The 21,435-nt window shown below is 66.5% G+C and carries 18 protein-coding genes; 5 read left to right on the top strand and 13 right to left on the bottom strand.

Features of this window, described 5'->3' with window-relative positions; genetic code table 11:
* Window positions 1-149 precede the first annotated feature (149 nt).
* From Q331_RS0110560 to Q331_RS0110545, 4 genes are read left to right on the top strand one after another with little or no spacing between them, the layout of a single operon-like run.
* The gene (locus tag Q331_RS0110560; RefSeq protein WP_026380657.1) at window positions 150-1,628 is read left to right on the top strand and encodes a pyridoxal-phosphate dependent enzyme; all 1,479 of its coding nucleotides are present in this window, start codon (window positions 150-152) and stop codon (window positions 1,626-1,628) included.
* A gap of 19 nt (window positions 1,629-1,647) precedes the next feature.
* On the top strand, window positions 1,648-2,604 hold the full coding sequence (locus Q331_RS0110555) for a CoA transferase subunit A (RefSeq protein ID WP_026380656.1): 957 nt from the start codon (window positions 1,648-1,650) through the stop codon (window positions 2,602-2,604).
* Window positions 2,594-3,400, top strand: coding sequence for a 3-oxoadipate--succinyl-CoA transferase (locus Q331_RS0110550; protein WP_026380655.1), 807 nt, complete (start codon window positions 2,594-2,596; stop codon window positions 3,398-3,400). The genes Q331_RS0110555 and Q331_RS0110550 overlap by 11 nt, the downstream gene beginning before the upstream one ends.
* A gap of 58 nt (window positions 3,401-3,458) precedes the next feature.
* Complete coding sequence (locus Q331_RS0110545; protein ID WP_026380654.1) at window positions 3,459-4,409, top strand: LLM class flavin-dependent oxidoreductase; 951 nt, start codon at window positions 3,459-3,461, stop codon at window positions 4,407-4,409.
* 159 nt (window positions 4,410-4,568) lie between these two features.
* Here Q331_RS0110545 and Q331_RS0110540 read toward each other — a convergent pair whose 3' ends face one another.
* From Q331_RS0110540 to npdG, 7 genes are all read right to left on the bottom strand, one after another.
* Window positions 4,569-5,402: a class I SAM-dependent methyltransferase gene (locus tag Q331_RS0110540; protein WP_026380653.1), complete on the bottom strand. Its 834-nt coding sequence runs from the start codon at window positions 5,400-5,402 to the stop codon at window positions 4,569-4,571.
* A 273-nt stretch (window positions 5,403-5,675) separates the two neighbouring features.
* On the bottom strand, window positions 5,676-6,365 hold the full coding sequence (locus Q331_RS0110535; protein ID WP_026380652.1) for a DUF4332 domain-containing protein: 690 nt from the start codon (window positions 6,363-6,365) through the stop codon (window positions 5,676-5,678).
* Between the two features lie 489 nt (window positions 6,366-6,854).
* Window positions 6,855-9,326 carry a 5-amino-6-(D-ribitylamino)uracil--L-tyrosine 4-hydroxyphenyl transferase CofH gene (gene cofH / locus Q331_RS21080; protein WP_051631019.1) on the bottom strand — a complete coding sequence of 824 codons (2,472 nt, stop codon included), beginning with the start codon at window positions 9,324-9,326 and terminating at the stop codon, window positions 6,855-6,857.
* Window positions 9,323-9,952: a 2-phospho-L-lactate guanylyltransferase gene (gene cofC, locus Q331_RS21075; protein WP_084174981.1), complete on the bottom strand. Its 630-nt coding sequence runs from the start codon at window positions 9,950-9,952 to the stop codon at window positions 9,323-9,325. Before cofC ends, cofH begins: the two co-directional genes overlap by 4 nt.
* Complete coding sequence (cofD, locus tag Q331_RS0110515; protein WP_034491806.1) at window positions 9,949-10,929, bottom strand: 2-phospho-L-lactate transferase; 981 nt, start codon at window positions 10,927-10,929, stop codon at window positions 9,949-9,951. The genes cofC and cofD overlap by 4 nt, the downstream gene beginning before the upstream one ends.
* Window positions 10,926-11,690: a coenzyme F420-0:L-glutamate ligase gene (gene cofE, locus Q331_RS0110510; RefSeq protein ID WP_026380650.1), complete on the bottom strand. Its 765-nt coding sequence runs from the start codon at window positions 11,688-11,690 to the stop codon at window positions 10,926-10,928. The genes cofD and cofE overlap by 4 nt, the downstream gene beginning before the upstream one ends.
* A gap of 10 nt (window positions 11,691-11,700) precedes the next feature.
* Window positions 11,701-12,387, bottom strand: a complete 687-nt coding sequence (gene npdG, locus Q331_RS0110505) for an NADPH-dependent F420 reductase (RefSeq protein WP_026380649.1) — start codon at window positions 12,385-12,387, stop codon at window positions 11,701-11,703.
* A gap of 397 nt (window positions 12,388-12,784) precedes the next feature.
* Here npdG and Q331_RS0110500 point away from each other — a divergent pair, with 397 nt between their 5' ends.
* The gene (locus Q331_RS0110500; RefSeq protein ID WP_026380648.1) at window positions 12,785-13,510 is read left to right on the top strand and encodes a GntR family transcriptional regulator; all 726 of its coding nucleotides are present in this window, start codon (window positions 12,785-12,787) and stop codon (window positions 13,508-13,510) included.
* Between the two features lie 51 nt (window positions 13,511-13,561).
* Here Q331_RS0110500 and Q331_RS0110495 read toward each other — a convergent pair whose 3' ends face one another.
* From Q331_RS0110495 to Q331_RS0110470, 6 genes are all read right to left on the bottom strand, one after another.
* Entirely contained in the window at window positions 13,562-14,758 is a 1,197-nt protein-coding gene (locus Q331_RS0110495; RefSeq protein ID WP_026380647.1) for a xanthine dehydrogenase family Fe-S subunit, read from the bottom strand.
* On the bottom strand, window positions 14,755-15,573 hold the full coding sequence (locus Q331_RS0110490) for an FAD binding domain-containing protein (protein WP_026380646.1): 819 nt from the start codon (window positions 15,571-15,573) through the stop codon (window positions 14,755-14,757). The genes Q331_RS0110495 and Q331_RS0110490 overlap by 4 nt, the downstream gene beginning before the upstream one ends.
* Window positions 15,570-17,939 carry a xanthine dehydrogenase family protein molybdopterin-binding subunit gene (locus Q331_RS0110485; protein ID WP_034491804.1) on the bottom strand — a complete coding sequence of 790 codons (2,370 nt, stop codon included), beginning with the start codon at window positions 17,937-17,939 and terminating at the stop codon, window positions 15,570-15,572. The genes Q331_RS0110490 and Q331_RS0110485 overlap by 4 nt, the downstream gene beginning before the upstream one ends.
* A gap of 247 nt (window positions 17,940-18,186) precedes the next feature.
* On the bottom strand, window positions 18,187-19,731 hold the full coding sequence (locus Q331_RS0110480) for a tripartite tricarboxylate transporter permease (protein WP_026380644.1): 1,545 nt from the start codon (window positions 19,729-19,731) through the stop codon (window positions 18,187-18,189).
* A 9-nt stretch (window positions 19,732-19,740) separates the two neighbouring features.
* Complete coding sequence (locus Q331_RS0110475) at window positions 19,741-20,172, bottom strand: tripartite tricarboxylate transporter TctB family protein (protein ID WP_026380643.1); 432 nt, start codon at window positions 20,170-20,172, stop codon at window positions 19,741-19,743.
* Window positions 20,173-20,266: 94 nt separating this feature from the next.
* Window positions 20,267-21,256 carry a Bug family tripartite tricarboxylate transporter substrate binding protein gene (locus Q331_RS0110470; RefSeq protein WP_245615603.1) on the bottom strand — a complete coding sequence of 330 codons (990 nt, stop codon included), beginning with the start codon at window positions 21,254-21,256 and terminating at the stop codon, window positions 20,267-20,269.
* Window positions 21,257-21,435 lie beyond the last annotated feature (179 nt).

The following is a 21,435-nucleotide window of genomic DNA, read 5'->3' as shown; positions in this document are numbered from 1 at the left end:
GAGCTTTGAAAAGCTCCGGGAAAGGTACGCAACGGCCGCATTAACGCAACACAATGGTTGCGGAATGCCGCAAATTGGTTCTAAGATTAGTAACACAGTATAAGATGGCGTGCCGGCGAGCCGGCCACGCCACAACGCGGGAGGCTTGAGTGAGCCCTTTTGAACTGCCGGACGATATCGTCGACGAGACGGTATACCGCCGCGCCGTCGCCCACCTCAAGGAAAGGGGCGTGGTGCTGCCGCGCTTCGCCGAGCTGGTGACGCCCCAGCCGGTCGACGATGGCCTCGACCGCGACGCCGCCGATCCGCGCAATCTCTTCCGCGTGCATTGGTACAACGACGCGGCGGAGCTTTCCGGCAGGACCGTGCCGGCCCATATCGAGCTGCCGCCGGCCATCACCGGCGTCGATGCGCGCATCGTCGTCATGCTCGGCCGCAATTTCCCGATCATCCACGCCCACAAGGTGCTCGCCGCCTATGCCTGCCTGGCGCCGCGTCTGGCCGCCGGCTATTTCGATCCGACGACGCAGCGCGCCGTCTGGCCCTCCACCGGCAATTACTGCCGCGGCGGCGTCGCCATTTCGCGCATTCTCGGCTGCCGCAGCGTCGCCGTCCTGCCGGAGGGCATGAGCGCGGAGCGTTTCCGCTGGCTGGAGGAATGGGTCACCGACCCGTCCGATATCGTCCGCACGCCCGGCTCTGAATCCAACGTCAAGGAGATCTACGACGCCTGCGCTGAGCTGGAGCGCGAGCCCGATACGATGATCTTCAACCAGTTTTCGGAGTTCCCGAACTATCTCGGCCACTACGCCGTCACCGGCTCGGCTGCGGCGAGCCTTTTTGAGGCCTTCCGCGACACCGACCCGGATCTGAGCCTTGCCGCCTTCGTCTCCGCGACCGGCTCGGCCGGCACGTTGGCCGCCGGCGACCGCCTGAAGGAGCTCTTCGGCGCCCGTGTCGTCGTCATGGAGCCCACCGAGTGCCCGACCTTGCTCTACAACGGCTTCGGCGAGCACAACATCCAGGGCATCGGCGACAAGCACGTCCCGCTCATCCACAACGTCACCAACACCGACCTCATCGTCGGCGTCTCCGACGATGCGACGGACGACCTGCACGTGCTCTTCAACAGCGAGGCCGGGCGCGCCTATCTCGCCGAACGGCACGGCGTCGATGCGGCCACCCTTTCGCGCCTTGACGTCTTCGGCCTGTCGGGCATCGGCAACGTGCTGGCCGCCATCAAGACGGCGCGCCGGCTGAAGCTGAAATCCACCGACATGATCCTCACCGTGGCGACGGACGGCTCCGAGCTCTACACCAGCGAGCGCCAGACCCGCCTCGCCGAGCGCTTCGGCGGCCGTTTCGATGCCGTCGATGCCGCCGAGACCTTCGGCCGCCACATCCTCGGCGGCGATGCCGACCACGTTCTGGAGATGACGCGGCGCGAGCGCGATCGCGTCTTCAATCTCGGCTATTACACCTGGGTGGAGCAGCAGGGCATCGCCCTTGCCGACTTCGAGCGCCGCCGCGACCAGTCCTTCTGGCGCGGCCTGCACGACAAGCTGGAATCCTTCGACCAGCTGATCACCCGCATCAACCACGACACTGGCCTCAGCCGGGCCGCCTGAGCAGGAAGGGAGCGCCAACTTGACCGTAGTTCCATATGCCCAATTGCGGGAGCGCACGCGCCAGCGCGACTGCTCCCTGCACGAGAAGGTGATCTCGCTGGAGGAGGCCGCCAATATCGTCAACGACGGCGATCACGTGGCCGTCGGCGGCTGCACCGTCTCGCGCACCCCGATCGCCATGATCTGGGCCCTGGTGCGAGCCAGGAAGCAGGGCCTCACGCTGTCGCGCTCCATCACCTCCAACGAGGGCGACATCGCCTATGTGTCCGGCATCTCCGACCACATCATGACGAGCTGGTTCAGCCAGGGCATCGTCTGGGGCATCTCCAAGATGATGCGCGCCTATACGGAGACCGGCCGGGCGCGCTTTGAGGAATGGAGCCACATGGCGATGGGGCTGCGCTACCGCGCCGGCGCCATGGGCGTTCCCTTCATGCCGATGCGCGCCATGATGGGCTCCGACATCGTCGGCCTCGTCGACAACGCGCAGGAGATGGAGTGCCCCTTCACCGGCGAGCGCCTGCTGCTCGTGCCGGCGCTCAACCCGGACGTGGCCCTCATTCACGTCCAGCGCTGCGACCGCTACGGCAACGCCCAGATCGACGGTCTGCAGTTCATGGACCTCGACATCGCCATGGCCGCCAACAAGGTCATCCTGACCACCGAGCGGATCGTCTCCAACGAGCAGATCCGCCGCGCGCCCGATCACACCAAGATCCCCTTCTTCGCCGTCGAGGCGGTGGTGGAGGCGCCCTACGGCTGCGCCCCGCATGAATGCTACGGCACCTACGAGCCGTTCTTCGAGCACATGGACATGTACGCGCAGATCAGTGCCACGAAGGGCGAGGAGGGCGTGAAGGAATATCTCGACGAATTCTATTACGGCCCGAAAAACTGGACGGAGTACCTAGAGCGCGTGGGGCTCCAGGAGATGCTCGACGCCACGCGGCGCGGGAGGAGCGTTTATGACGACTGATCTTGCCAATCGCAGCACCGACAATTCGCCGACGCAGCGCGACTACACCGCCAGCCAGCTTCTGGCTGTCTCGGCCTCGCGCGTCCTGGAGGAAGGCCAGATCGTCTTTGCCGGCATCGGCATCACGCTTCTGGCCGCCACTCTGGCGCAGCGCACCCACGCGCCGGGCCTGACCATCCTCTTTGAGGGCGGCGTCATCGGCCCCTTCATCGTGCCGGGCGAGCTGCCTCCCTCCACCAACGAGCAGCGCTGCACGCGCCGCGCCAACATGCTCGTGCCGATCACCGACGTGCTGTTGCTCTTGCAGCGCGGCTATGTCGATATCGGTTTCATGGGCGGCGCCCAGATCGACCGCTACGGCAACCTCAATTCCTCCTTCATCGGCGATCCGGAGAACCCCAAGACGCGCCTTCCCGGTACCGGCGGCGGCAACGACATCGCCAGCCTGTCGGAGATCATCGTCGCCATGAAGCATCAGAAGCGCCGCTTCGTGGAGAAGGTCGATTTCGTCACCAGCCCCGGCTTCTTGAGCGGCGGCAGCAGCCGCGCCGATAGCGGCCTGCCCTTCGGCGGCGTCAAGAAGGTGGTCACCGATCTGGCCATCCTCGGCTTCGACGAGAAGACCCGGCAGATGCGCGTCGATGCCCTGCAGCCGGGCGTCACCGCCGAGGAGGTTCAGGACAACACGGCCTTCGATCTCATCGTGCCAGAGGGCGTCAAGGTGGCGCCGCCGCCGACCGAGAAGGAGCTCGCCATCTTGAGCGATCTCGATCCGGAGCGGCTCTACACCGCCTGACCCGACCGCTAACCCCGTATCGCAAGAGCCCATACCCCAAGAGAAGGAGAGCCGTTCCATGGCCGAGAATACCCGCTTCGGCATCGCCATGAGCAACTTCAAGCGCGCCCCGGCCGAGCCGGATGCCCAGGAGATCATCGATTACGGCGTCCATATGGAGGAGCTCGGCTTTGAGTCCGTCTGGGTGTGGGATCACATCCTGCTCGGCACCGATCCCTACTTCCCGATCCTGGATTCCTTGTCGCTGATCACCGCCGTCGCCGCCCGCACCAAGCGCATCAAGGTCGGCACCGGCATCCTGGTCATGCCGCTGCGCAACCCGGTCATTCTGGCCAAGCAGCTCTCCACCATCGACCAGATCAGCAATGGCCGGCTGATGCTCGGCACCGCCGCGGGCTGGTACAAGCGCGAATTCGACGCCATCGGCATTCCCTTCGAGCGCCGCGGCAAGATCATGGACCGCAACATCGACATCCTCAATCGCCTGTGGACGGAGGATCAGGTCACCGGCGAATGGGACGAGCTCAACCTGCGCCGGGCGGTGATGTTCCCCAAGCCCGTGCAGAAGCCGCGCCCGCCGCTCCTCATCGGCGGCTATGTCGATCGCGTCCTGAAGCGGGCGGCGACGCTCGGCGACGGCTGGCTCACCTATTTCTACACCCCGGACGGCTTCAAGCGCTCCTGGGCCAAGATCAGCCAGTTCGCCGAGGAGGCCGGCCGCGACCCGGACGACCTCATCAGCCTCAACCAGCTGCCGATCTATGTCGGCCCGCGCGACAAGGTGAAGGAGCCCATGAACGAATGGCTCCATTCCGACTGGGACATCTCCGCGGGCAGTGAATCCACCTACGACAGCGCCATCATGGGCACGCCGGAGGAATGCGCCGAGCAGCTCAAGGCGCATATCGACGCCGGCATCAAGAAGATCATCTTCGTGCCCTATCGCTACGAGCGCGAACAGGTGGAAGCCATCGCCAAGGAAGTCATGCCGCTCCTCCTGAAGAGCTGAGGAACCAACCTCGCCTTCCCTACCAAACTGGCCGCGCCGCCCCCCGGCGCGGCCTTCTTTGTTGCGCGATGCAAACCTCACCCTGCTTCGCGCACCGCCTTGCCATGACCGATGCGCGGACAGAGCGGTCATATTTTCCAAAAGATGACGGAAGTGGCCTTATGCCCGCGAGATAAGGGCAAGCTCGTCTGCCTCTGGCGTCCAAGGCTCGCCGGTCCTGACACTGAGTTTTTCCTCAATGACAAGCCCGGCCTCCCGCAATTCCTCTGAGATTGTCTCGGGGTCGAAATACTGAATCCAGTTGAAAATCTCGAACTGGCGTTCCGGACCGACGATCAGATAGCGGTCGAGGGCGATCTTTTCCTCGTCGTAGAGAAAGGTGGTCTGGAAACCGAAATGGTCGTCCGGTGACCAAAAATCCCCCATGGGACGGCGAGCGTAGGTGACGACTTCGCGCCGCTCTGCGAATTGGGGCGTAGTGGACACGTCGAAAACGAATGCACCGCCAGGTTTCAGCATTCCCTTGATCCGCTTCAGAAGCGTGCGCCGCTTCTTGGGAGAAAGGGTGCAGAAATCACAATAGATCAGGCTGACGATATCCTGTTCGCCGGGCAGATCATCGGTCAGGTAGTCGGCTGGCCGGTATTCGATATCCAGATTCCGGGAAGTGGCCTCCGATCGCGCATAGCTCAGGGAGACGGTCGAGAAATCAACGCCGATTACCTGCGCACCCCTTGCTGCCATGCGCGTTGCATAGAGGCCCGGCCCGCAGCCCAGATCGCAGACTTTCTTACCCGACAGGCCAATCTTTCTCTCGAACCATCCCACAGTACCGTCGATCGTCCGAAACCGGCGCGAGGCTAAGTCAGTGCCCTGATCCAGATGCGTTTTCAGCATTTGCTGTGCGATCCACGGATCGGTCCATAGCGTGTCCGTCGTGTAGCGGGGAAATGGCTCGGGTTTCTGATTGAGGTCGTGCAGAATGGAGTACATTTTGTTTTGATCTCTTTTCGTGTGGTGCTGCGTCCAGGGGTCGCGGTTGCGCGCATCGCTGGGAGGAAAAGGCACCAAGCGACCCTCCGGATAGGGCGGGAAGGGAGCCTCGCCCCACACTGGCATGGCTACTCGCCTGCATCGCGCACCTGCGAAGCGTTTAAACGGACGAAGTGGTCGCCATGGGAATCAATCCGAACGGGAGGCGAAGGCAGCGTATATCTCTGAGGAGGTCACAGTCTTGTGTCTGATTCGAAGCCACCATGATGTTGGTCAAAGCTCATTTGGATGTGCGGGGTCCGGTGTGTGGGGAACATAGGCTGCAGCCGCCACCAAACGTCTGACGTCTCTTAATCCCACTGCGCCCCTGTAGAATCTGGCGTCCCGGTTCGCTTCCGCGATCGCATCGCAAAGGGTTTCCGGATCGGCCCTGGCAATAGCTGCGGCACGGGTGTGACCAGCGGCCAGCAAGGCCCTTGCATATTTGGGGCTGACCCATTGAATGCGGCATAGATCGCAGATGGTGACGAGTTCCGTCACTTCCTCTACATCCGCGCCGATTTCCTTCGCCAGCGCGCCTGCTCCGTTGGGCGCCGCCTCAAACAGCTTCTGGGTGTTCGTTAAACCCGCCTCTTTAAGACGCGCGACGATGCCGCTTCCCAACCAGTCGAATTCATTCAGCGATCTTGGCTTCGGGAAGAACCCACCGATTGTTCGCTTCAGCAATCCAAGATAGTCCGGGTCCACACCAGACGCCCTCGACAGGGAATCTAGAGCCTTTTGCGACTTGAGCGCAGCTCGAAGATCGGCAAGCGAGTGGATCCCTGCGGCGCGAAGAGCGGCCAGTTTGGCGTCGAGCCCATCGAGCAAGGGCTGCTGGCTCGGAATCAGATCGGAGGTTTCAAGGCGCTTCTGCAACGCCGCCAGATCGGTCGAGCTATCGTCGAGATGATAGCCTGTCACGACCTATCCTCCGGGATGGCTCCCGCTTTGAGCGACGGAAAGAAGCCCCGAAACAGGGTGCCGGTTACAGAATTAGCGGCTCATTTCATGTGCAAGCTTCTTGGCTTGCAACGAAACCCACCAGATCACGCCGGCTCCAATCAGGAAAATCCCGAAACCAGCAAAAACGAGGCAAATGAAGAGCATCGGTGAGATCTTCATATGATCCTCGATTCGGTTTATTCAGGTTCCAAACCGAAAGGCGGTTCTAACGGTGGGTTAGATAGCAAGTTTGCATACGCATCAATTGCGACAATGCACCCCGGTCATGTCGGCGAATTATCGCTTCCATTGGATGGGGGTCCGCTCCGGGCTCCATCCTGCCCCTTGCAGGCAATGCGCGCTCGCACGGCTTCAGCCGTCCAATTCACGAGCTAACCCGATGAGAAGAGAGGCCCGCACGGCCAAAAGCCGCCCGCATTGGAATAGAACCCGATCCGAAAGCGGCTCTCAGGAGCCGGCGGCCACCGTCTCTGCCATCTCGCGGGCGCGGTGCGCGCCGCCGAGCCGGGCATGCTTGCCGGCCGCGGGATTGACGATTTCCCGCAGCGGCGCGGCGCCGAAGGAGCGGGCGCGCCGCGCCTCTGAGACCGGCGCGTAGAGCGTGGTGCGCTGGCGCGGCGTGCGCCCGAGGCCCGCAATCAGGCGCTCCATCTTCTCCGGCGGCATTTCCTGCCCGTGTTCGGTGCCTGCCGCGCGGGAGATGGATTCGTTCATCAAGGTGCCGCCGAGATCGTTCGCCCCGCTTGCAAGCGCCGCGGCGACGCCCGCCTCGCCCATCTTCACCCAGGAGGTCTGGATATTGGCGATCAGCGGGTTGAGGGCGAGCCGGGAGACGGCGTGCATCAGCACCGCCTCGCGCAGGCTCGGCCCCTGCCTGGCGCCGGCTCCCTTGAGGTAGATCGGCGCCTCCATATGCACGAAGGGCAGAGGCACGAATTCGGTGAAGCCGCCGGTGCGCGCCTGCAGGTCGCGGATGCGCGTGAGGTGCCGCGCCCAGTGTTCGTAGCCTTCCACATGGCCGAACATGATGGTCGCCGTCGTCTTCAGGCCGACGCCATGCGCCGTTGCGACGACGTTGAGCCATTCCTCGGTGGTCAGCTTCATGGCGTTGAGCCGCACCCGGATCTCGTCGTCGAGGATTTCCGCCGCCGTGCCCGGCAGGGTGCCCAGCCCCGCTTCCTTCAGCCGGAGAAGAAAATCCTCCAGCGAGAGGCCGAGCGTGCGCGCCCCCTGCGTCACCTCAAGCGGCGAGAAGGCATGCACATGCATGGAAGGCACCGCCTCCTTCACCGCCCGGCAGATCGCCAGATAGGTCTCGCCGGTATAATCGGGATGGATGCCGCCCTGCATGCACACTTCGCCGGCGCCGCGGGCATCGGCCTCGCGCACCCGCCGGGCGATCTCTTCCACGGTGAGATCATAGGGCCGGCCGCGCAGATGCTCGGCGAGCTTGCCCTTGGAGAAGCCGCAGAACTGGCAGCCGTAGCCGCAGACATTGGTGTAGTTGATGTTGCGGTTGACGGTATAGGTGACCTCGTCGCCGACGAGGTCGCGGCGCACCGCGTCGGCGGCCTCTTTGACGGCTTGCGCCTGCGCCCCGCGGGCGGAGAACAGCGTCACGATCTCCTCCTCATGGAGGCGCTTGCCGGCGACGGAACGGTCGATCGCCCGCGAGAGCTCTGAGCCGAGCGCCGGGGCCTCCCCCACGCCCGTCGTCAGCGGCAGGACGCCTTCGTTGCGACCGACACGCCAGCCGCTTTCATGCGCGAGCCCGGCGCCGTCCGCCCGCGCCAGGACGGCGCGCCGCACTTTGTCGTCGAGCCAGGTTTCGGCGTCCTTAACATAGGCGGGATAGGCGGTGAGGCGCGGCGTCAGGATCTTGCCGGCCTTGGCGGTCTCGGCCGCAAGGCGGGCAAGCTCCGGCCAGGGCGCCTCCGGATTGACATGGTCGGGCGTCACCGGCGAGACGCCGCCCCAATCGTTGATGCCGGCTTCAATCAGCGCCCCGAGCGCGCCCGCGCGCAGGTTCGGCGGCGCCTGGATCGCCATTTGCGGACCGAAGACGAAGCGTGCGAGCGCGATGGTGCGCACATGCTCCTCAAGCTCCGGCTCCGGCGCATCCGCCATGCGCGTGCCCGGCTTGGCGCGGAAGTTCTGAATGATGATTTCCTGGATATGGCCGTGCGCGTCGTCAAGCTCGCGCAGCGCCAGGAGCGCTTCGAGCCGCTCCTGCAGCGTCTCGCCGATGCCGATGAGGATGCCGCTCGTATAGGGGATCTTCGCCCGCCCCGCCGCCGCAATGGAGGCGAGCCGCACCGCCGGCACCTTGTCGGGCGAGCCGAAATGCGGCTGGCCGCGCTGGCACAGCCGCTCGGAGATGGTCTCCAGCATGATGCCCTGCGAGACGGAGACCTTGCGCAGGGCGCGAAGCTCCTCCTCCTCCATCACGCCGGCATTGATGTGCGGCAAAAGCCCGGTCTCCTCAAGCACCGCCTCGGCCATCTCCGCCAGATAGGAGAGCGTCGTCTCGTGGCCGAGTTCGGCCAGCGCCTCGCGCGCGGCGCGAAAGCGCAGCTCCGGCTTGTCGCCGAGCGTGAACAGCGCCTCGTCGCAGCCGCGGCGTGCACCTTCGCGGGCGATCTTCAGAACTTCCTCGCGGCCGAGATAGATCGGCTGGCCGGGCCGTGGCGGGCGCGAGAAGGTGCAATAATGGCAGACGTCGCGGCACAGCATGGTCAAGGGGATGAAGACCTTGCGCGAGACCGTGACGAGGGCGCCGTGGCCGGCGTCGCGGATTTCCGCCGCGCCGCGCATCAGCGCCGCAAGGTCGCTCTGCGCCAGCGCGGCGAGTTCCTGCCGGTCGAGCCGCTCGCCCTCGGCCACCCGGCTTGCGCATCGATGGATCGGCAGATCGCTCATCCGCTCGTCTCCTCCTCAAGCTTGAATTCAGGTTCACCGAGCGCCGCCAGATCCGCCGGCCGGTCGATATCGCGCGCCAGCGAGGCGAGCGACAGCGCGCGGGCGCCCTCCTGGCTGAGATGACGCCGGAAACTGTCCGGCCCGAAACGGAAGCAAGGCGGCCGCACCGCGAAGAAGAAAAGCCCGTTGGTGCCGGTGCGCGCCATATCCGGCACGACCTGCATGGCGCCGCTCTCGCGCGCCGCCTCGAGCGCCTTGCCGACATCCTCCGCCTGAAGCTCCGGCAGGTCGGCTGGAATGACGGCGATGAGTTCCGCTCCCATCGCCTCCAGCCGGGCGGCGCCCTCGCCGAGCGCCGGATTGAGGCCGCGCGGCCCGGTCTCCGCGATCGGATGGGCGCCGAGCCCCGCCACGAGGCGCTCTACCTGCGGGTCGGCGGAGATGACGGCGACGCCGGCAAGTTCCGGCACGGCGCGCAGGACGGAAACGACGCGCCTCAGCATCTGCCTTTGCAGCCGATGCCGCTCTGGCGCGCTGAGCTCTGGCGACAGCCGGCTCTTGGCCTCCTCGAGGCGTTTCACCGGCACCAGCGCCCAGGCCGGCCCGTTCGGCATTGCCCGTCTCATGCCTCGGCCTTCCTCCGCAGGCTCCCCGCCGCCTCCAGGACGGCGCGCGCCAGCGCGATACGTTCCTCAAGGCTCTTCATCATCGTCGGCGCCACCCTCAGCCGCGGATCAAGCCCGGCATCGGCGCGGTCGCGCTCGTCGATGAGAAGGAGGTCGATAAGGCCCTCGTAATGGGCAAGGATGCTGGCGTTGCTGCGCGCATGGCCGAGCTCGTCCATCATCTTGGCGAGCGGGCCCTTCACCGCCCTGCCGCCGACGAGCGGCGAGACGGCGACGACCGGCGCGCCGGCACCTTCGATGAGGCCGCGCATGCCGGCAATGGCGAGGATAGGATCGATGGAAAGATAGGGATTGGAGGGGCAGAGGATGATGACGCCAAGGTCCGGCGCGCTGAGCGCTGCGGCAACCTCCGCGGAGGGCCGCGCCGCCTGTGCCCCCGCAAAGCGCAGCGCCTTGACCGCCGGGGCGCATTTCTGCCCGACGAAATAGCGCTGGAAGGGCAAGGTGCCCTCTGCCGTCTCCACCATGGTGGCGATCGGCGCATCGCTCGCCGGCAGCACCTGCGGGCCGATGCCCAAGGCCTTGGCGAAATCGCTCGTGATGGCGGTGAGGCTCTCGCCGGCTGCAAGCCGCGCCGTGCGCACGGCATGCGTGGCAAGGTCGCTGTCGCCGAGCGAGAACCAGGTCTCGCCGCCGAGTTCGCCCACCGCCTCCATGAAGCGCCAGGTCTCGCCCGCCCTGCCCCAGCCGGTTTCCGGGTTCACCCGGCCCGACAGCGTATACAGCACGGTGTCGATGTCCGGGCTGACATGCAGGCCGAAATGGGAGAAATCGTCGCCGGTATTGACGACGATGGTAAGCCGTTCCGCCGGCAGCGCATGGGCAAGGCCGAGCGCCAGCTTGGCGCCGCCGACGCCGCCGCACAGGGCGACGACTGAGCCCTGAACATGCTGCCCTGCTTGGCTTTCGCGGTTCATCGGAACAGATCCTCGCTTGCCGGCCTGAGACCGTCGGCGGCCTTCTGGCCGCTTTCCATCCATTCAAGGCCGCGCGCGATGACGACGGGACGGCTCTCCGCCCCCTCGCCCATCGCCAGCACCGCGGCGGCGGCGAGGGAATCGGCAAGGCCGATCTCCGTCACTTCCAGGGCGCGTCCGTCGCGGTCGGGCTCGCCGCGCCTGTCGAGGCGCATCGCCGGCCCGGCGACGCCGATGGCGACGCCCGTCGTGCCGAAGCGCCAGGGCCGGCCGAAGCTGTCGGAGACGATGACGCCGATGCGCGCCCCCGCCCTTGCCCCGATCTCGCGCCGCAGGGCGCGGGCGCTGGCATCCGGGTCCTTCGGCAAAAGCAGCACCCAATCCTCGCCGCACCCGGTATTGGAGCGGTCGATGCCGGCATTGGCCATGATATGTCCGAGCCGATGCTCCACCACGACGAGGCCGGGCCGCGTGCGCAGCACCGTTTTCGTCTCCGAAAGGATCGCCTCCATCAGCTCCGGCTCCTTGCCGGTCTCCTCCGCCAGCGCCAGGGCGCGCGGCGAAGGCGTCAGCGAGGAGAGCGCGACGAGGCGTCCCTCCGCCTTGGAGACGACCTTCTGCGCCACGACGAGGATATCGCCGTCGCGAAGCTTCTCGCCCTCGCGCTCGGCCGCCGCCAGGATCTCGCCGCACAGATCCGTGTCGACGGTGACCGATGGCAGCGTCTGCAAGGCGATGAGGGTGAGCGGGCCGGATGCCATGTGCCGCGGCTTAGCCGTCCGCCCCCTCGCCCTTGTCGAGGCCGGTGACGCGGACGCCCGCCCCTTCGGCGACCTTGTAGCGCTTGTTGATGGCGATCAGCACGGAGGTCATCGCCTCCGCCGCCACGGAATTGTCGAGAACCCCGCCATGCAGGCCGCGCAGCCCCAGCCGGTCGGCGAAATCGACGACGGCCTGGCGCGCCTCCACCTCGTCGCCGAAGACGAGGACGTCGCAGGCGACCGGACCTTCCTCGCGCAGCTTCTGTGCGGAGATGTTGTGAAAGCCGGTGACGAGGCGCACATCCGGGCCGAGCGTGCGCGCCGCCCGCGCCGCCGCAGAGCCTTCCTCCGGCAACTGCACGCGCGCCACCTTCGGCGGCATCAGCGGCACGGTGGTGTCGACGACGATCTTGCCGCCGACATGCGGGGCGATCGCCGCCAGCGTGTCGGCTTGATGCGCGAACGGCACGGTGACGACGACCATCTCGCCGGTGGCGGCCGCCTCGGCGTTGTCGGTGCCGCGCACATCGGCCTCCGGCACCTCCGCCTTGATGGCGGCGGCCGCCTGCTCGCCCTTCTCCTTGGTGCGCGAGCCGATGATGACGGGAATGCCGGCGCGCGCCGCGCGGATGGCAAGGCCCCCGCCGAGGGCGCCGGTGCCGCCGAGGACGGCCAGGAGCGAAGGCGCGCCGCTCATATCGACGCCTCCACCCCGACCGGCCTTGCCATGGCGAAGCCCCTCATCTCGGCAGAGCGTCGCGCGCCCCTTACAGCGCCTGCGGCACGCTTGTGCGAGCGCGTGGCCCGCTGTCGCCGCTTGGCGGCGCTTTCAGCCATTCCCATCACCTGTCCATGTCTCCTTTTGGGTGAACCCGATACAACCTAAATTGCCATATGCATTAGATTTTTAGATACTGCGTTCCTATATTTAATACCACATGCTATACGAGGGTCATGTGGGGGGTCAAGCCAAGCCGCCGAACACCAGCGAGCCGTCAGTTTTCTGGCCCACGCTTGATTTCTGGTTGCGCTGGCGCCACTAACGATCGCCCTCTTTCAGCACCGACGGAGGCTATGAAACCAGCGTGACGACGATGGCACCCGATTACGACCGCAGCCCCATACCCCGCTATCTGCAGGTGGCCTCCGCTATCCGCCGGCGGATCGAGGAGGGCCATTGGCGCGCCAATGAGAAGATATCCACGCTTGCCGCGCTGGAGGACGAGTTCGCGGTCGCCAGGGTCACCGTGCGCCAGGCGGTGGAACTTTTGGAGAATGAGGGGCTCTTGCGCCGCGTCCAGGGCAAGGGAACCTTCGTCGCCGGCACGGTGGAGGATAAGAGGTGGCTGCGGCTCGATCTTAAATGGCAGTCCATCGTCAACACCATCGGCGCCAACACGCCGCGCTTTTTGGAGGTGAAGGCGCCGGTGCCGCCGCCGACCATTGCGCCCGCCGAGGGTACGCCGGCCGATTCTTACAGCTACTTTGAGAGCGTGCAGTCGCGCGGCAACCAGAATTTCTCCTTCGCCTGCGTGCACGTGGCGGAATTTATCGTGGCGCGCGCGCCCGAGCGTTTCACCCGCGAGCCCTCCATCTGCGTGCTCTCCACCATGCCGGAGCTCAACATCAAATCGGCGCATCAGAGCTTCATCATCGGCGCCGCCGATACGCGCGTGGCGAGCTTGCTGCGCATCGGCATCGGCTTTCCCACCGCCGAGGCGCATCTCGTCGTCACCGACGCGGACGATACCGTCATCTACACCGGCAACATCGTCTATCGCGGCGATTGCGTGCGCCTCGATATCGACCTTCTCGGCTGAGCCATCTCGACCGCGGCGCGCGATGGCGCCGCGGTCTTGCTCTGATGCCGCTCAGCCGCGCCCGAACAGGCGCCGCAGCCAGTCCCTGATGACGGCAAGAAGCAGCGTGCCGGCGCCGAGCTCGTCGTTGCCCTTGGCGATCTCGCGGCCGGAAAGGCTCGCCTCCAGGTTTTCCGCGAAGGTGCGCGTCAGCCGCCCGGCGAGATCGCGGGCGATCCCCCCGCGGCTGACCTGCGCCAGCGGGCCCATCAGCGTGTATTCCACCGAAACGGCGACGCGGGTGGCCCCGCCGCCATCGGCTTCCTCCAGCCGGTAATGCACCAGGCCGCTCGCCCGTGTGGAGCTGCTGGTATCCTTGCCGCGGCCGGTGATGGTGCCGCTGAAGCTCTCCGGCTCGGAGGCCATCTCGCCCTCGCCGGCGAAGCTCGCCCCCATCGGCCCGAGGCGGATGCGCATCTCGCCGGCGACCCGCCCGTCCGCATGCACTTCCGACAGGCTGGCGCCCGGCATGCAGCCGACCACCTTTCTTGGGTCTTGGAAGAAGTCCCAGACCTGCTTGCGCGGAAAGCCGACGACGAAGGCCTGGGTGATGCGCGTCGCCCCGTCCTCGGTATTCTCGAATTTCAGCTCCTCCAGCCGCGCCGAGGAAACCGGTCCGGCTTCTTCTTCGCTCAGCGTCACCGCCGGCGGGGCGACATCGGACAGGGCCCGTCTCGGCGCCATCGCCGCCGCCGCTGCCGCGCCCCCCGCGACCGCGCCCCCCGCGACCGCGTCCTTGCCGGCGCCGTGATGGGCGAGGATGGTGCTTTCGATCGCCCGCACGATGCCGACATAGCCCGTGCACCGGCAAAGATTGCCGGAAAGCTCGTAGCGGATCTTTTCCGTATCGGGCTCTTTCAGGCGCAGAACGATATCGCGCGCCATGACCAGCATGCCCGGCGTGCAATAGCCGCATTGCAGCGCATGTTCGCGCTGGAACGCCTCGCGCAGCGCCGCCATCACCTTATCCTCCTCAAAGCCCTCGATCGTGGTGATCTCGGCCCCGTCGAGGCTTGCCGGATAGGTGATGCACGAGCGCGCCGGCTCCCCGTCGATGAGCACGGTGCAGGCGCCGCAGATGCCGTGCTCGCATCCCAGATGCGTGCCGGTCAGAAGCTCGCGCTCGCGCAGGAAATCCGCCAGATGCGTGCGCGGCTCGACCTCGGCCGAAACCTTGCGCCCGTTAACGGTCAGCTCGACGGCATTCATGCGGAAGCTCCTGAGACTTGGCGCATATCGGCGACGGCGCGCTTGATGGCGGCGAGATGCAGCTTGCGGTGCACCGGGTCCGAACCGAGATCGAGATCGGCGAGCGCGGCTTCGAGCGCGCGCGCATCCTCAAACACCTCCGGCACGTCCGCCAGCACCACGGGCCGCCCCTCCATCGCCCCGATCATGATCCGGTGCACGCCGCGTTCCGGATCGCAATAGACGCCGCAGATCGCCTCGGCGAGCTCGCCGACCTTGCGGCAGAATTTCCAGAAGCCGAAGCGCGCCTGCGGCGAGGGCCGCGGCACTTCCACCGCCACCACCACCTCGTTCGGCTGCAGGGCGGTGGCGAAGGCTCCGGTCATGAAGCTTGCCACCGGCATCTGCCTGACGCCGCGCTCGCCGGCGATGCGCACGCGCGCATCCAGCGCCCCCAGCGCCACCGGCCAGTCGGCCGCCGGGTCGCCATGGGCAAGGCTGCCGCCGATGGTGCCGCGCGTGCGCACGGCGCGATAGGCGATGCCGCTCGCCACTCTGGCGAGCGCGCCCCCGGTCGGGTCGAAAACGGCGCCGTCCTCGAACTCCGCATGGGTGATGCAGGCGCCGTAGACGACGCTCTCATCGCTCCTTTGTATGCCGCGCAGCTCCGGGATGCGCGTCACGTCGATGAGGATGCGCGGCTGGGCAAGGCGCAGATTGAGCATCGGGCCGAGGCTCTGAAAGCCGCCGACGGCCTTCGCCCCCTCCTCGCCAAGCGCCTTGACGGCGCCGGCGACGTCCTTGGCGACGACGAGATCGAAAGGCACCGGCTTCATGCTGCCGCTTCCTCTTTCTGGCGCACGGCGCCGCCCGCCGTCTGCGCCTCGGTGATGGCGGCCAGGAGCCGATAGGGCGTGACCGGCGAAACGTTCATCTCCACGCCGAGATCCTTCACTGCGTCGTTGATGGCATTGGTGATGGCGGCGGGCGGCGCGATGGCGCCCCCCTCGCCGATGCCCTTCTGGCCGAAGCGCGTATTCGGCGACGGCGTCTCCATATGCGCGATACGCACATCCGGCACCTCGTTGGCGCCCGGCAGGATGTAGTCGGCGAGCGTGGAGGCCAGGGGCTGGCCGTGACCGTCATAGGTCATCTCCTCGTAGAGCGCCGTGCCGACGCCCTGGGCCGTGCCGCCGTAGATCTGCCCGTCCACCACCATCGGATTGATGAGCACGCCGCCATCCTCCACGATGACGTAATCGAGAAGGTCGACATGGCCCGTTTCAAGGTCGACGGCCACCATGGCGGCATGACTGGCGTAGGAGAAGGTGCCGGTATCGACCTTCGGCCGGTAGCCGGCGGTCAGTTCCAGCCCGTCCGGATTGACGCCGGGCGGCAGGTTCTGCGGCTTCAGATACCAGGTCGCGGCGATCTCGGCGAAGCTGACGGAGCCCGCCTCGCTGGCGACGGCACCGTCGGCGATGCGCACTTCCTCCGGGCGCGCCTGCAGAAGATGGGCACCGATGCCGAGGATGCGCTCGCCAAGCTTCTCGCAGGCCGCGGCGACGGCCCCGCCCACCATCACCGCCGAGCGCGAGCCCCAGGTGCCGGTCGAATAGGGCGACAGCGCCGTGTCGCCATGCAGGACGTTCACTTTCTCCGGATCGACGCCGAGCACCTCGTTCACCACCTGCGCCAGCGTCGTCTCCAGCGACTGGCCGTGGCTCTGGTTGCCCACCCTGACTTCCAGCGTGCCGTCGGGGGTGAGGCGCACCTGGCTCTGCTCGAAGCCCGGCACCATGGGAATGCCCCAGCCGTGATAGACGGAGGTGCCGTGGGCGCCCTGCTCGCAATAGGTGGCGTAGCCGATGCCGATCTTCCGCCCGTCCGCCTCGCCGACTTCCTGGCGCCGGCGCACCTCGTCATGGCCGATCATCTCGGCGGCGCGGCGCAGGCTCTCCGGGTAGTCGCCGAGGTCGAAATCCTTGCCGGTGACGTTGCGGTAGGGCATCTGCTCCGGCGTGACGAGATTGGCGAGCCGCACCTCGTGCGGCTCCAGCCCCGCCTCGCGGGCGATGGCGTCGACCATCAGCTCCATGGCGAAACACACGCCGGTGCGCGCGACGCCGCGATAGGGCACGATCGGCGGCTTGTTGGTGCACACCGAATAGGTGCGGCAGCGATAATGGGTGAGGTCGTAGGGACCGGGCAGGATGGAGCCGACCTGCGCCGCCTCAAGGCAGGCGGAAAAGGGATAGACCGAATAGGCGCCGGCATCGACATGGGCAACGGCATCGAGGCCGAGAATGCGCCCGCTGCGGTCGGCATAGGCGGTGAGCTCGTAATGATGCTCGCGGCAATTGGCGGCGGCGATGAGATGTTCGCGCCGGTCCTCCAGCCATTTCACCGGCCGGTCGAGATGCATGGCGAGCCAGGCGGCGCAGACCTCCTCCGGCTGCAACAGGCCCTTCCAGCCGAAGCCGCCGCCGACATCGGGCGCCACGACGCGGATCTTGCGATGCTCCATGCCGAGACATTCGGCAAGGCCGCTGCGCACGATATGCGGCATCTGAGTGGCCGTCCAAAGCACCAGCTGCTCCACATAGCGGTCGTAGAAGGCGATGCAGCCCTTGCCCTCCAGCGGCGCCATGCATTGCCTGCCGGTGCGGATGGTGCGGCTGACGGCGATCGGCGCGTCTTTCGCCACGCTGTCGATGTCGCCGTCGATGAAGGTTTCCAGGAAAACATTGTCGGCCCAGTCGTCGTGGACCTTCGGCGCGCCCTTCTTGGTCGCCTCCAGCATGTCGTGATTGGCGGCGAGCTCCTCGATCTCCGGCGTGACGGTGGCGGCGATATCCTCCGCTTCGGCGCGCGTTGCCGCCACGCACATGGCGATCGGCTCGCCGGCGAAGCGCACCTTGCCCTGTGCCAGCGGCATCTGCACGGAGGCCTTGAAGCCGGGCAGGCCGGAGCGGGCGAGAATGCCGGCAACGCCCTTCATGTCCTCCATGAGATAGACGCGCTCGCGATGTTCCGGCGGGATGTTGACGCCAAGGATGCGGCCATGGGCGACGGGGCTGCGCACGAAGGCGAGTTCCACCTGTCCCTCAAAGCGCACATCGCCGATGAAGCGGCCGCGACCGCGCATCAATCGGTCGTCTTCCTTGCGGCGAAGGGCGACACCCACCCCTTGCTTGCCCATGGCGCGATTCCTCCTTGTCCCGAAGGCTTCCCCCGCAGATAAGCGGCAATCTATGTAATTGAGAAACCGAGATAATTTATGATATTCATTCTATTATTACATAGACAGGACTGGATGACAAACCCGCCTCGTGGCCAGCATCGCCGAGAAGCGCTTTGCCTCGCCATGTCGCGTTTGGCCGGCAGGCGCAACCATCTTGTCTGACATGCGGCGATGATGCCGGCGCACCGCCGCGGCGCCGGCCCGCTCAGTCCGGGTCGGCGCCCTCTTCGCCCGCCCGCTCGTGGCGCATGCGCATGCGGAAGAAGCGGCCGAAGAGCATCGGCAGGACGAAGCCGGTGATGGCCAGCGCCCACAGGATGATGGCGAGCGGCGAGCCGACGAGGATCGACCAGTCGCCGTCGGAGATGGTGAGGGCGCGGCGCAGGTTCGATTCCATCTCGTTGCCGAGGAGCACGCCGAGGATGATCGGCACCAGCGGCACTTCCAGCTTGCGCAAAACCCAGCCGATGACGCCGAAGACGATCATCACCAGAAGGTCGAAGGTGGAGCCGGAAATGCCGTAGATGCCGACGAAGGAGATCATCGCCACGATCGGCATCAGGTATTTCGGCGGCACCAGAAGGACGCGCACGAACAGGCTGACCATCGGAATGTTGAGCAGAAGCAGCATCAGATTGCCGATGAACAGCGCCGCAACCAGGCCCCACACCACATCCGGGTTGGACTGGAACAGCAGCGGCCCCGGCGTGATGTTGAGCGCCAGCAGCATGGCCAGAAGCACCGCCGTGGTGCCGGAGCCCGGCACGCCGAGCGCCAGCATCGGCACCAGCGCCCCGCCGGCGGCGGCGTTGTTGCCGGCCTCCGGCGCCGCCACCCCGCGCGGATCGCCCGTGCCAAAGGTGCCTTCGCGGTCGACGAGGCGCTTTTCCACCGAATAGGAGATGAAGGAGCCGAGCGAGGCGCCCGCCCCCGGCAGCACGCCGGAGAGAAAGCCGAGCACGGTGCTGCGCGCCATCGTCCAGCCCGTCCCCGCCAGCGTGGCGAGCGAGGGCGTCACCCGCCCGAGCTTCATCTTGTCTTCCTGGCCCGCGCCCCTCGCCTCGCCGCGATGCTCCAGAAAGACGAAGACTTCCGAGACGGCGAAGAGGCCGACGATGGCGACCAGAAAGTCGATGCCGTCGTAAAAATGCACGTTGCCGAAGGCAAAGCGCGGCACGCCGGTCTGCCCGTCGACGCCGATCATGGCGATGCCGAGCCCGAGCGCGGCGGCCATCGCCGCCTTCGCCTGGTTCCTGGAGGCGATGCCCCCGAGCGTGGCGAAGGCGAGCGAGAACAGGGCGAAATACTCCGCCGGGCCGAAGAGCAGCGCCACCTTGACGAGCTGCGGGGCGAGGAAGACGAGGCCCCATGTGGCGAAGAAGGCGCCGACGAAGGAGGCGACGCCGGAAAGCGCCAGTGCCTCCCCGGCCCTTCCCTGCTGGGCCATCGGATAGCCGTCCAGCGTCGTCATCATCGCCGGCTCGTCGCCGGGGATGTTGAGCAGGATGGAGGAGATGCGCCCGCCATACATGGCGCCGTAATAGACGCTGGTCAAAAGGATGAGCGCCGGCGTCGCCGGCAGGCCGAGCGTGAAGGCGAGCGGGATGAGGATGGCGACGCCGTTGGAGGGGCCGAGCCCCGGCAGCGCGCCGATGACGGTGCCGAGGAAGCAGCCGAGCAGCGCCAGGAAGAGGTTCTGCAGCGTCAGCGCGATGACGAAGCCGTCGGCGAGATTGGAAAGCGTCTCCATGGCGCCGCCTCACAAGCCGAGCGGCCCGCGCGCCAGCGACAGGCCGAGGATGAGGTGGAAGACGGCATAGATGCCGAGCGAGATGCCGATCCCCGCGACCGGGGCGGCGATGGGCCCCGCCCCGAGGCGCCAGGACAGGAAGGCGGCGGCGAGCGCGGTGGAGATGACGAAGCCGAGTTCCGGCAGGAGCATGGCGTAGGCGGCGAGGACAGCGACGGCGACGGCGATCTCAAAAAGCCGGGCAAAGCGAGGCCAGACGGGCTCCGGATCGGGCCGCAAGATCATGTAGAGGCTGGCAAGGCCGAGCATCGCGCCGATGATGATGGGAAAGCTCTTCGGCCCGAGCGGGTCGGAGATGAAACTCACTCTGATCTGCGTCGCCTGCCAGATATAGAAAAACGCCAGCAGGAGCCCGCATCCGCCGAGAACGCGATCGCTCACGAGCCTTCCTCCCTCATTCGCGCGCCGGCTTGGCCGGTCTTCGTCGCTGACATGGCGGCCGGCACCGAAAGGCGCCGACCGCGAAGATCATACTTTACTGGAGGAGACCGATATCCCGGGAAAGACCGGTGATCCGGTCGACGGATTCGCGCACGAAAGCCTCGAACTCCGCGCCCTGCAGATCGAGCGGGGCGAGGCCGTTCCTGGCCATGATGTCCTTCCATTCGTCGGAGGCATAGACGTTGCCGATGGCCTCGACCCAGTAATCGTAGGCTTCGTCGGACATGCCCCCCGGGGCATAGAAGCCGCGCCAATTGGCGCCGATGACGTCGATGCCCTGCTCCCTGGCGGTCGGGAAGGCGGAAAAGTCGCCCTCAAGCCGCTCCGGCGCCAGGACGGCGACGACCTTGATATCGCCGGAATCGACGAAGCCCTTGGCCTCCGAGGCATCGCCCGTGAAGGCCTGCACGCTGCCGGCCAGAAGCTGCGTCACCGCCTCGCCGCCGCCGTTGAAGGCGACGTATTTGACGTTGCGCACATCGTCGATGCCGGCCGCCTGCGCGGCGAGCAGCACTTTCAGATGGTCCCAGCCGCCGACTGCCGAGCCGCCGGCGACGGAGATGGAGCGCGGATCGGCCTTGATCTGCTCCATCAGCTCCGAAAGCGTGTTGATCGGCGAATCCTTGGAAACCGCGATGACGCCGTAATCGGCGCCGACGGCGCCCAGCCAGCGCACCTGGTCCATGGTGTTGCCGGGATAGGCGCCCTGGGCAAGCCGCGTCGCCGTCGCCGAGGAAGCGGCGACGATGAGGTCGTTGTCGTCGCCACGCTTGTTGACCACCTCCGCATAGGCGACGCCGCCGCCGCCGCCGGCGAGATTGGTCACCTGCATGGTGCCGGGGATAAGGCCGAGATCCTGCAGCGTCTTGCCGACCTGGCGGCAGGTGAAGTCCCAGCCGCCGCCGGGATTGGCCGGCGCGATGCATTCGGTGGCTTCCGGCTCGAAGGCGTTCGCCGCGCCCGAAAGGGCGACGGCCGCGACGGCCGATACCGCCGCCACGCGCCAGCTATGCAATCTGTTCACGATCGTCTCCTCCTTGCCTGTCTTTTTCTTACGACCCCGCCCGCCGCTCGCTCGAACGGCAAGGGGGCGCTGCCTCGCCCATAGCACCGAAAGCTTTCATTAACCTGTCAATCGACCCGGGCGGCTTCAGCCGCTCCGCTTTGGCGCCTATAACGGGTTGCTGCCCACCCTTTCCGGGA

It is taken from the genome of Afifella pfennigii DSM 17143 (assembly GCF_000688515.1).
GTDB classification, from domain to species: Bacteria; Pseudomonadota; Alphaproteobacteria; order Rhizobiales; family Afifellaceae; genus Afifella; species Afifella pfennigii.
This window is presented reverse-complemented; position numbering and strand designations above follow the sequence as displayed.

Bases quoted from the DNA above. Each gene is read 5' to 3' on its own strand.
- Q331_RS0110550 (WP_026380655.1), top strand. From the start codon at position 2,594: ATGACGACTGATCTTGCCAATCGCAGCACCGACAATTCGCCGACGCAG.
- Q331_RS0110545 (WP_026380654.1), top strand. From the start codon at position 3,459: ATGGCCGAGAATACCCGCTTCGGCATCGCCATGAGCAACTTCAAGCGC.
- Q331_RS0110540 (WP_026380653.1), bottom strand. From the start codon at position 5,402: ATGTACTCCATTCTGCACGACCTCAATCAGAAACCCGAGCCATTTCCC.
- cofH (WP_051631019.1), bottom strand. From the start codon at position 9,326: ATGAGCGATCTGCCGATCCATCGATGCGCAAGCCGGGTGGCCGAGGGC.
- cofC (WP_084174981.1), bottom strand. From the start codon at position 9,952: ATGAGACGGGCAATGCCGAACGGGCCGGCCTGGGCGCTGGTGCCGGTG.
- cofD (WP_034491806.1), bottom strand. From the start codon at position 10,929: ATGAACCGCGAAAGCCAAGCAGGGCAGCATGTTCAGGGCTCAGTCGTC.
- cofE (WP_026380650.1), bottom strand. From the start codon at position 11,690: ATGGCATCCGGCCCGCTCACCCTCATCGCCTTGCAGACGCTGCCATCG.
- npdG (WP_026380649.1), bottom strand. From the start codon at position 12,387: ATGAGCGGCGCGCCTTCGCTCCTGGCCGTCCTCGGCGGCACCGGCGCC.
- Q331_RS0110500 (WP_026380648.1), top strand. From the start codon at position 12,785: ATGGCACCCGATTACGACCGCAGCCCCATACCCCGCTATCTGCAGGTG.
- Q331_RS0110495 (WP_026380647.1), bottom strand. From the start codon at position 14,758: ATGAATGCCGTCGAGCTGACCGTTAACGGGCGCAAGGTTTCGGCCGAG.
- Q331_RS0110490 (WP_026380646.1), bottom strand. From the start codon at position 15,573: ATGAAGCCGGTGCCTTTCGATCTCGTCGTCGCCAAGGACGTCGCCGGC.
- Q331_RS0110485 (WP_034491804.1), bottom strand. From the start codon at position 17,939: ATGGGCAAGCAAGGGGTGGGTGTCGCCCTTCGCCGCAAGGAAGACGAC.
- Q331_RS0110480 (WP_026380644.1), bottom strand. From the start codon at position 19,731: ATGGAGACGCTTTCCAATCTCGCCGACGGCTTCGTCATCGCGCTGACG.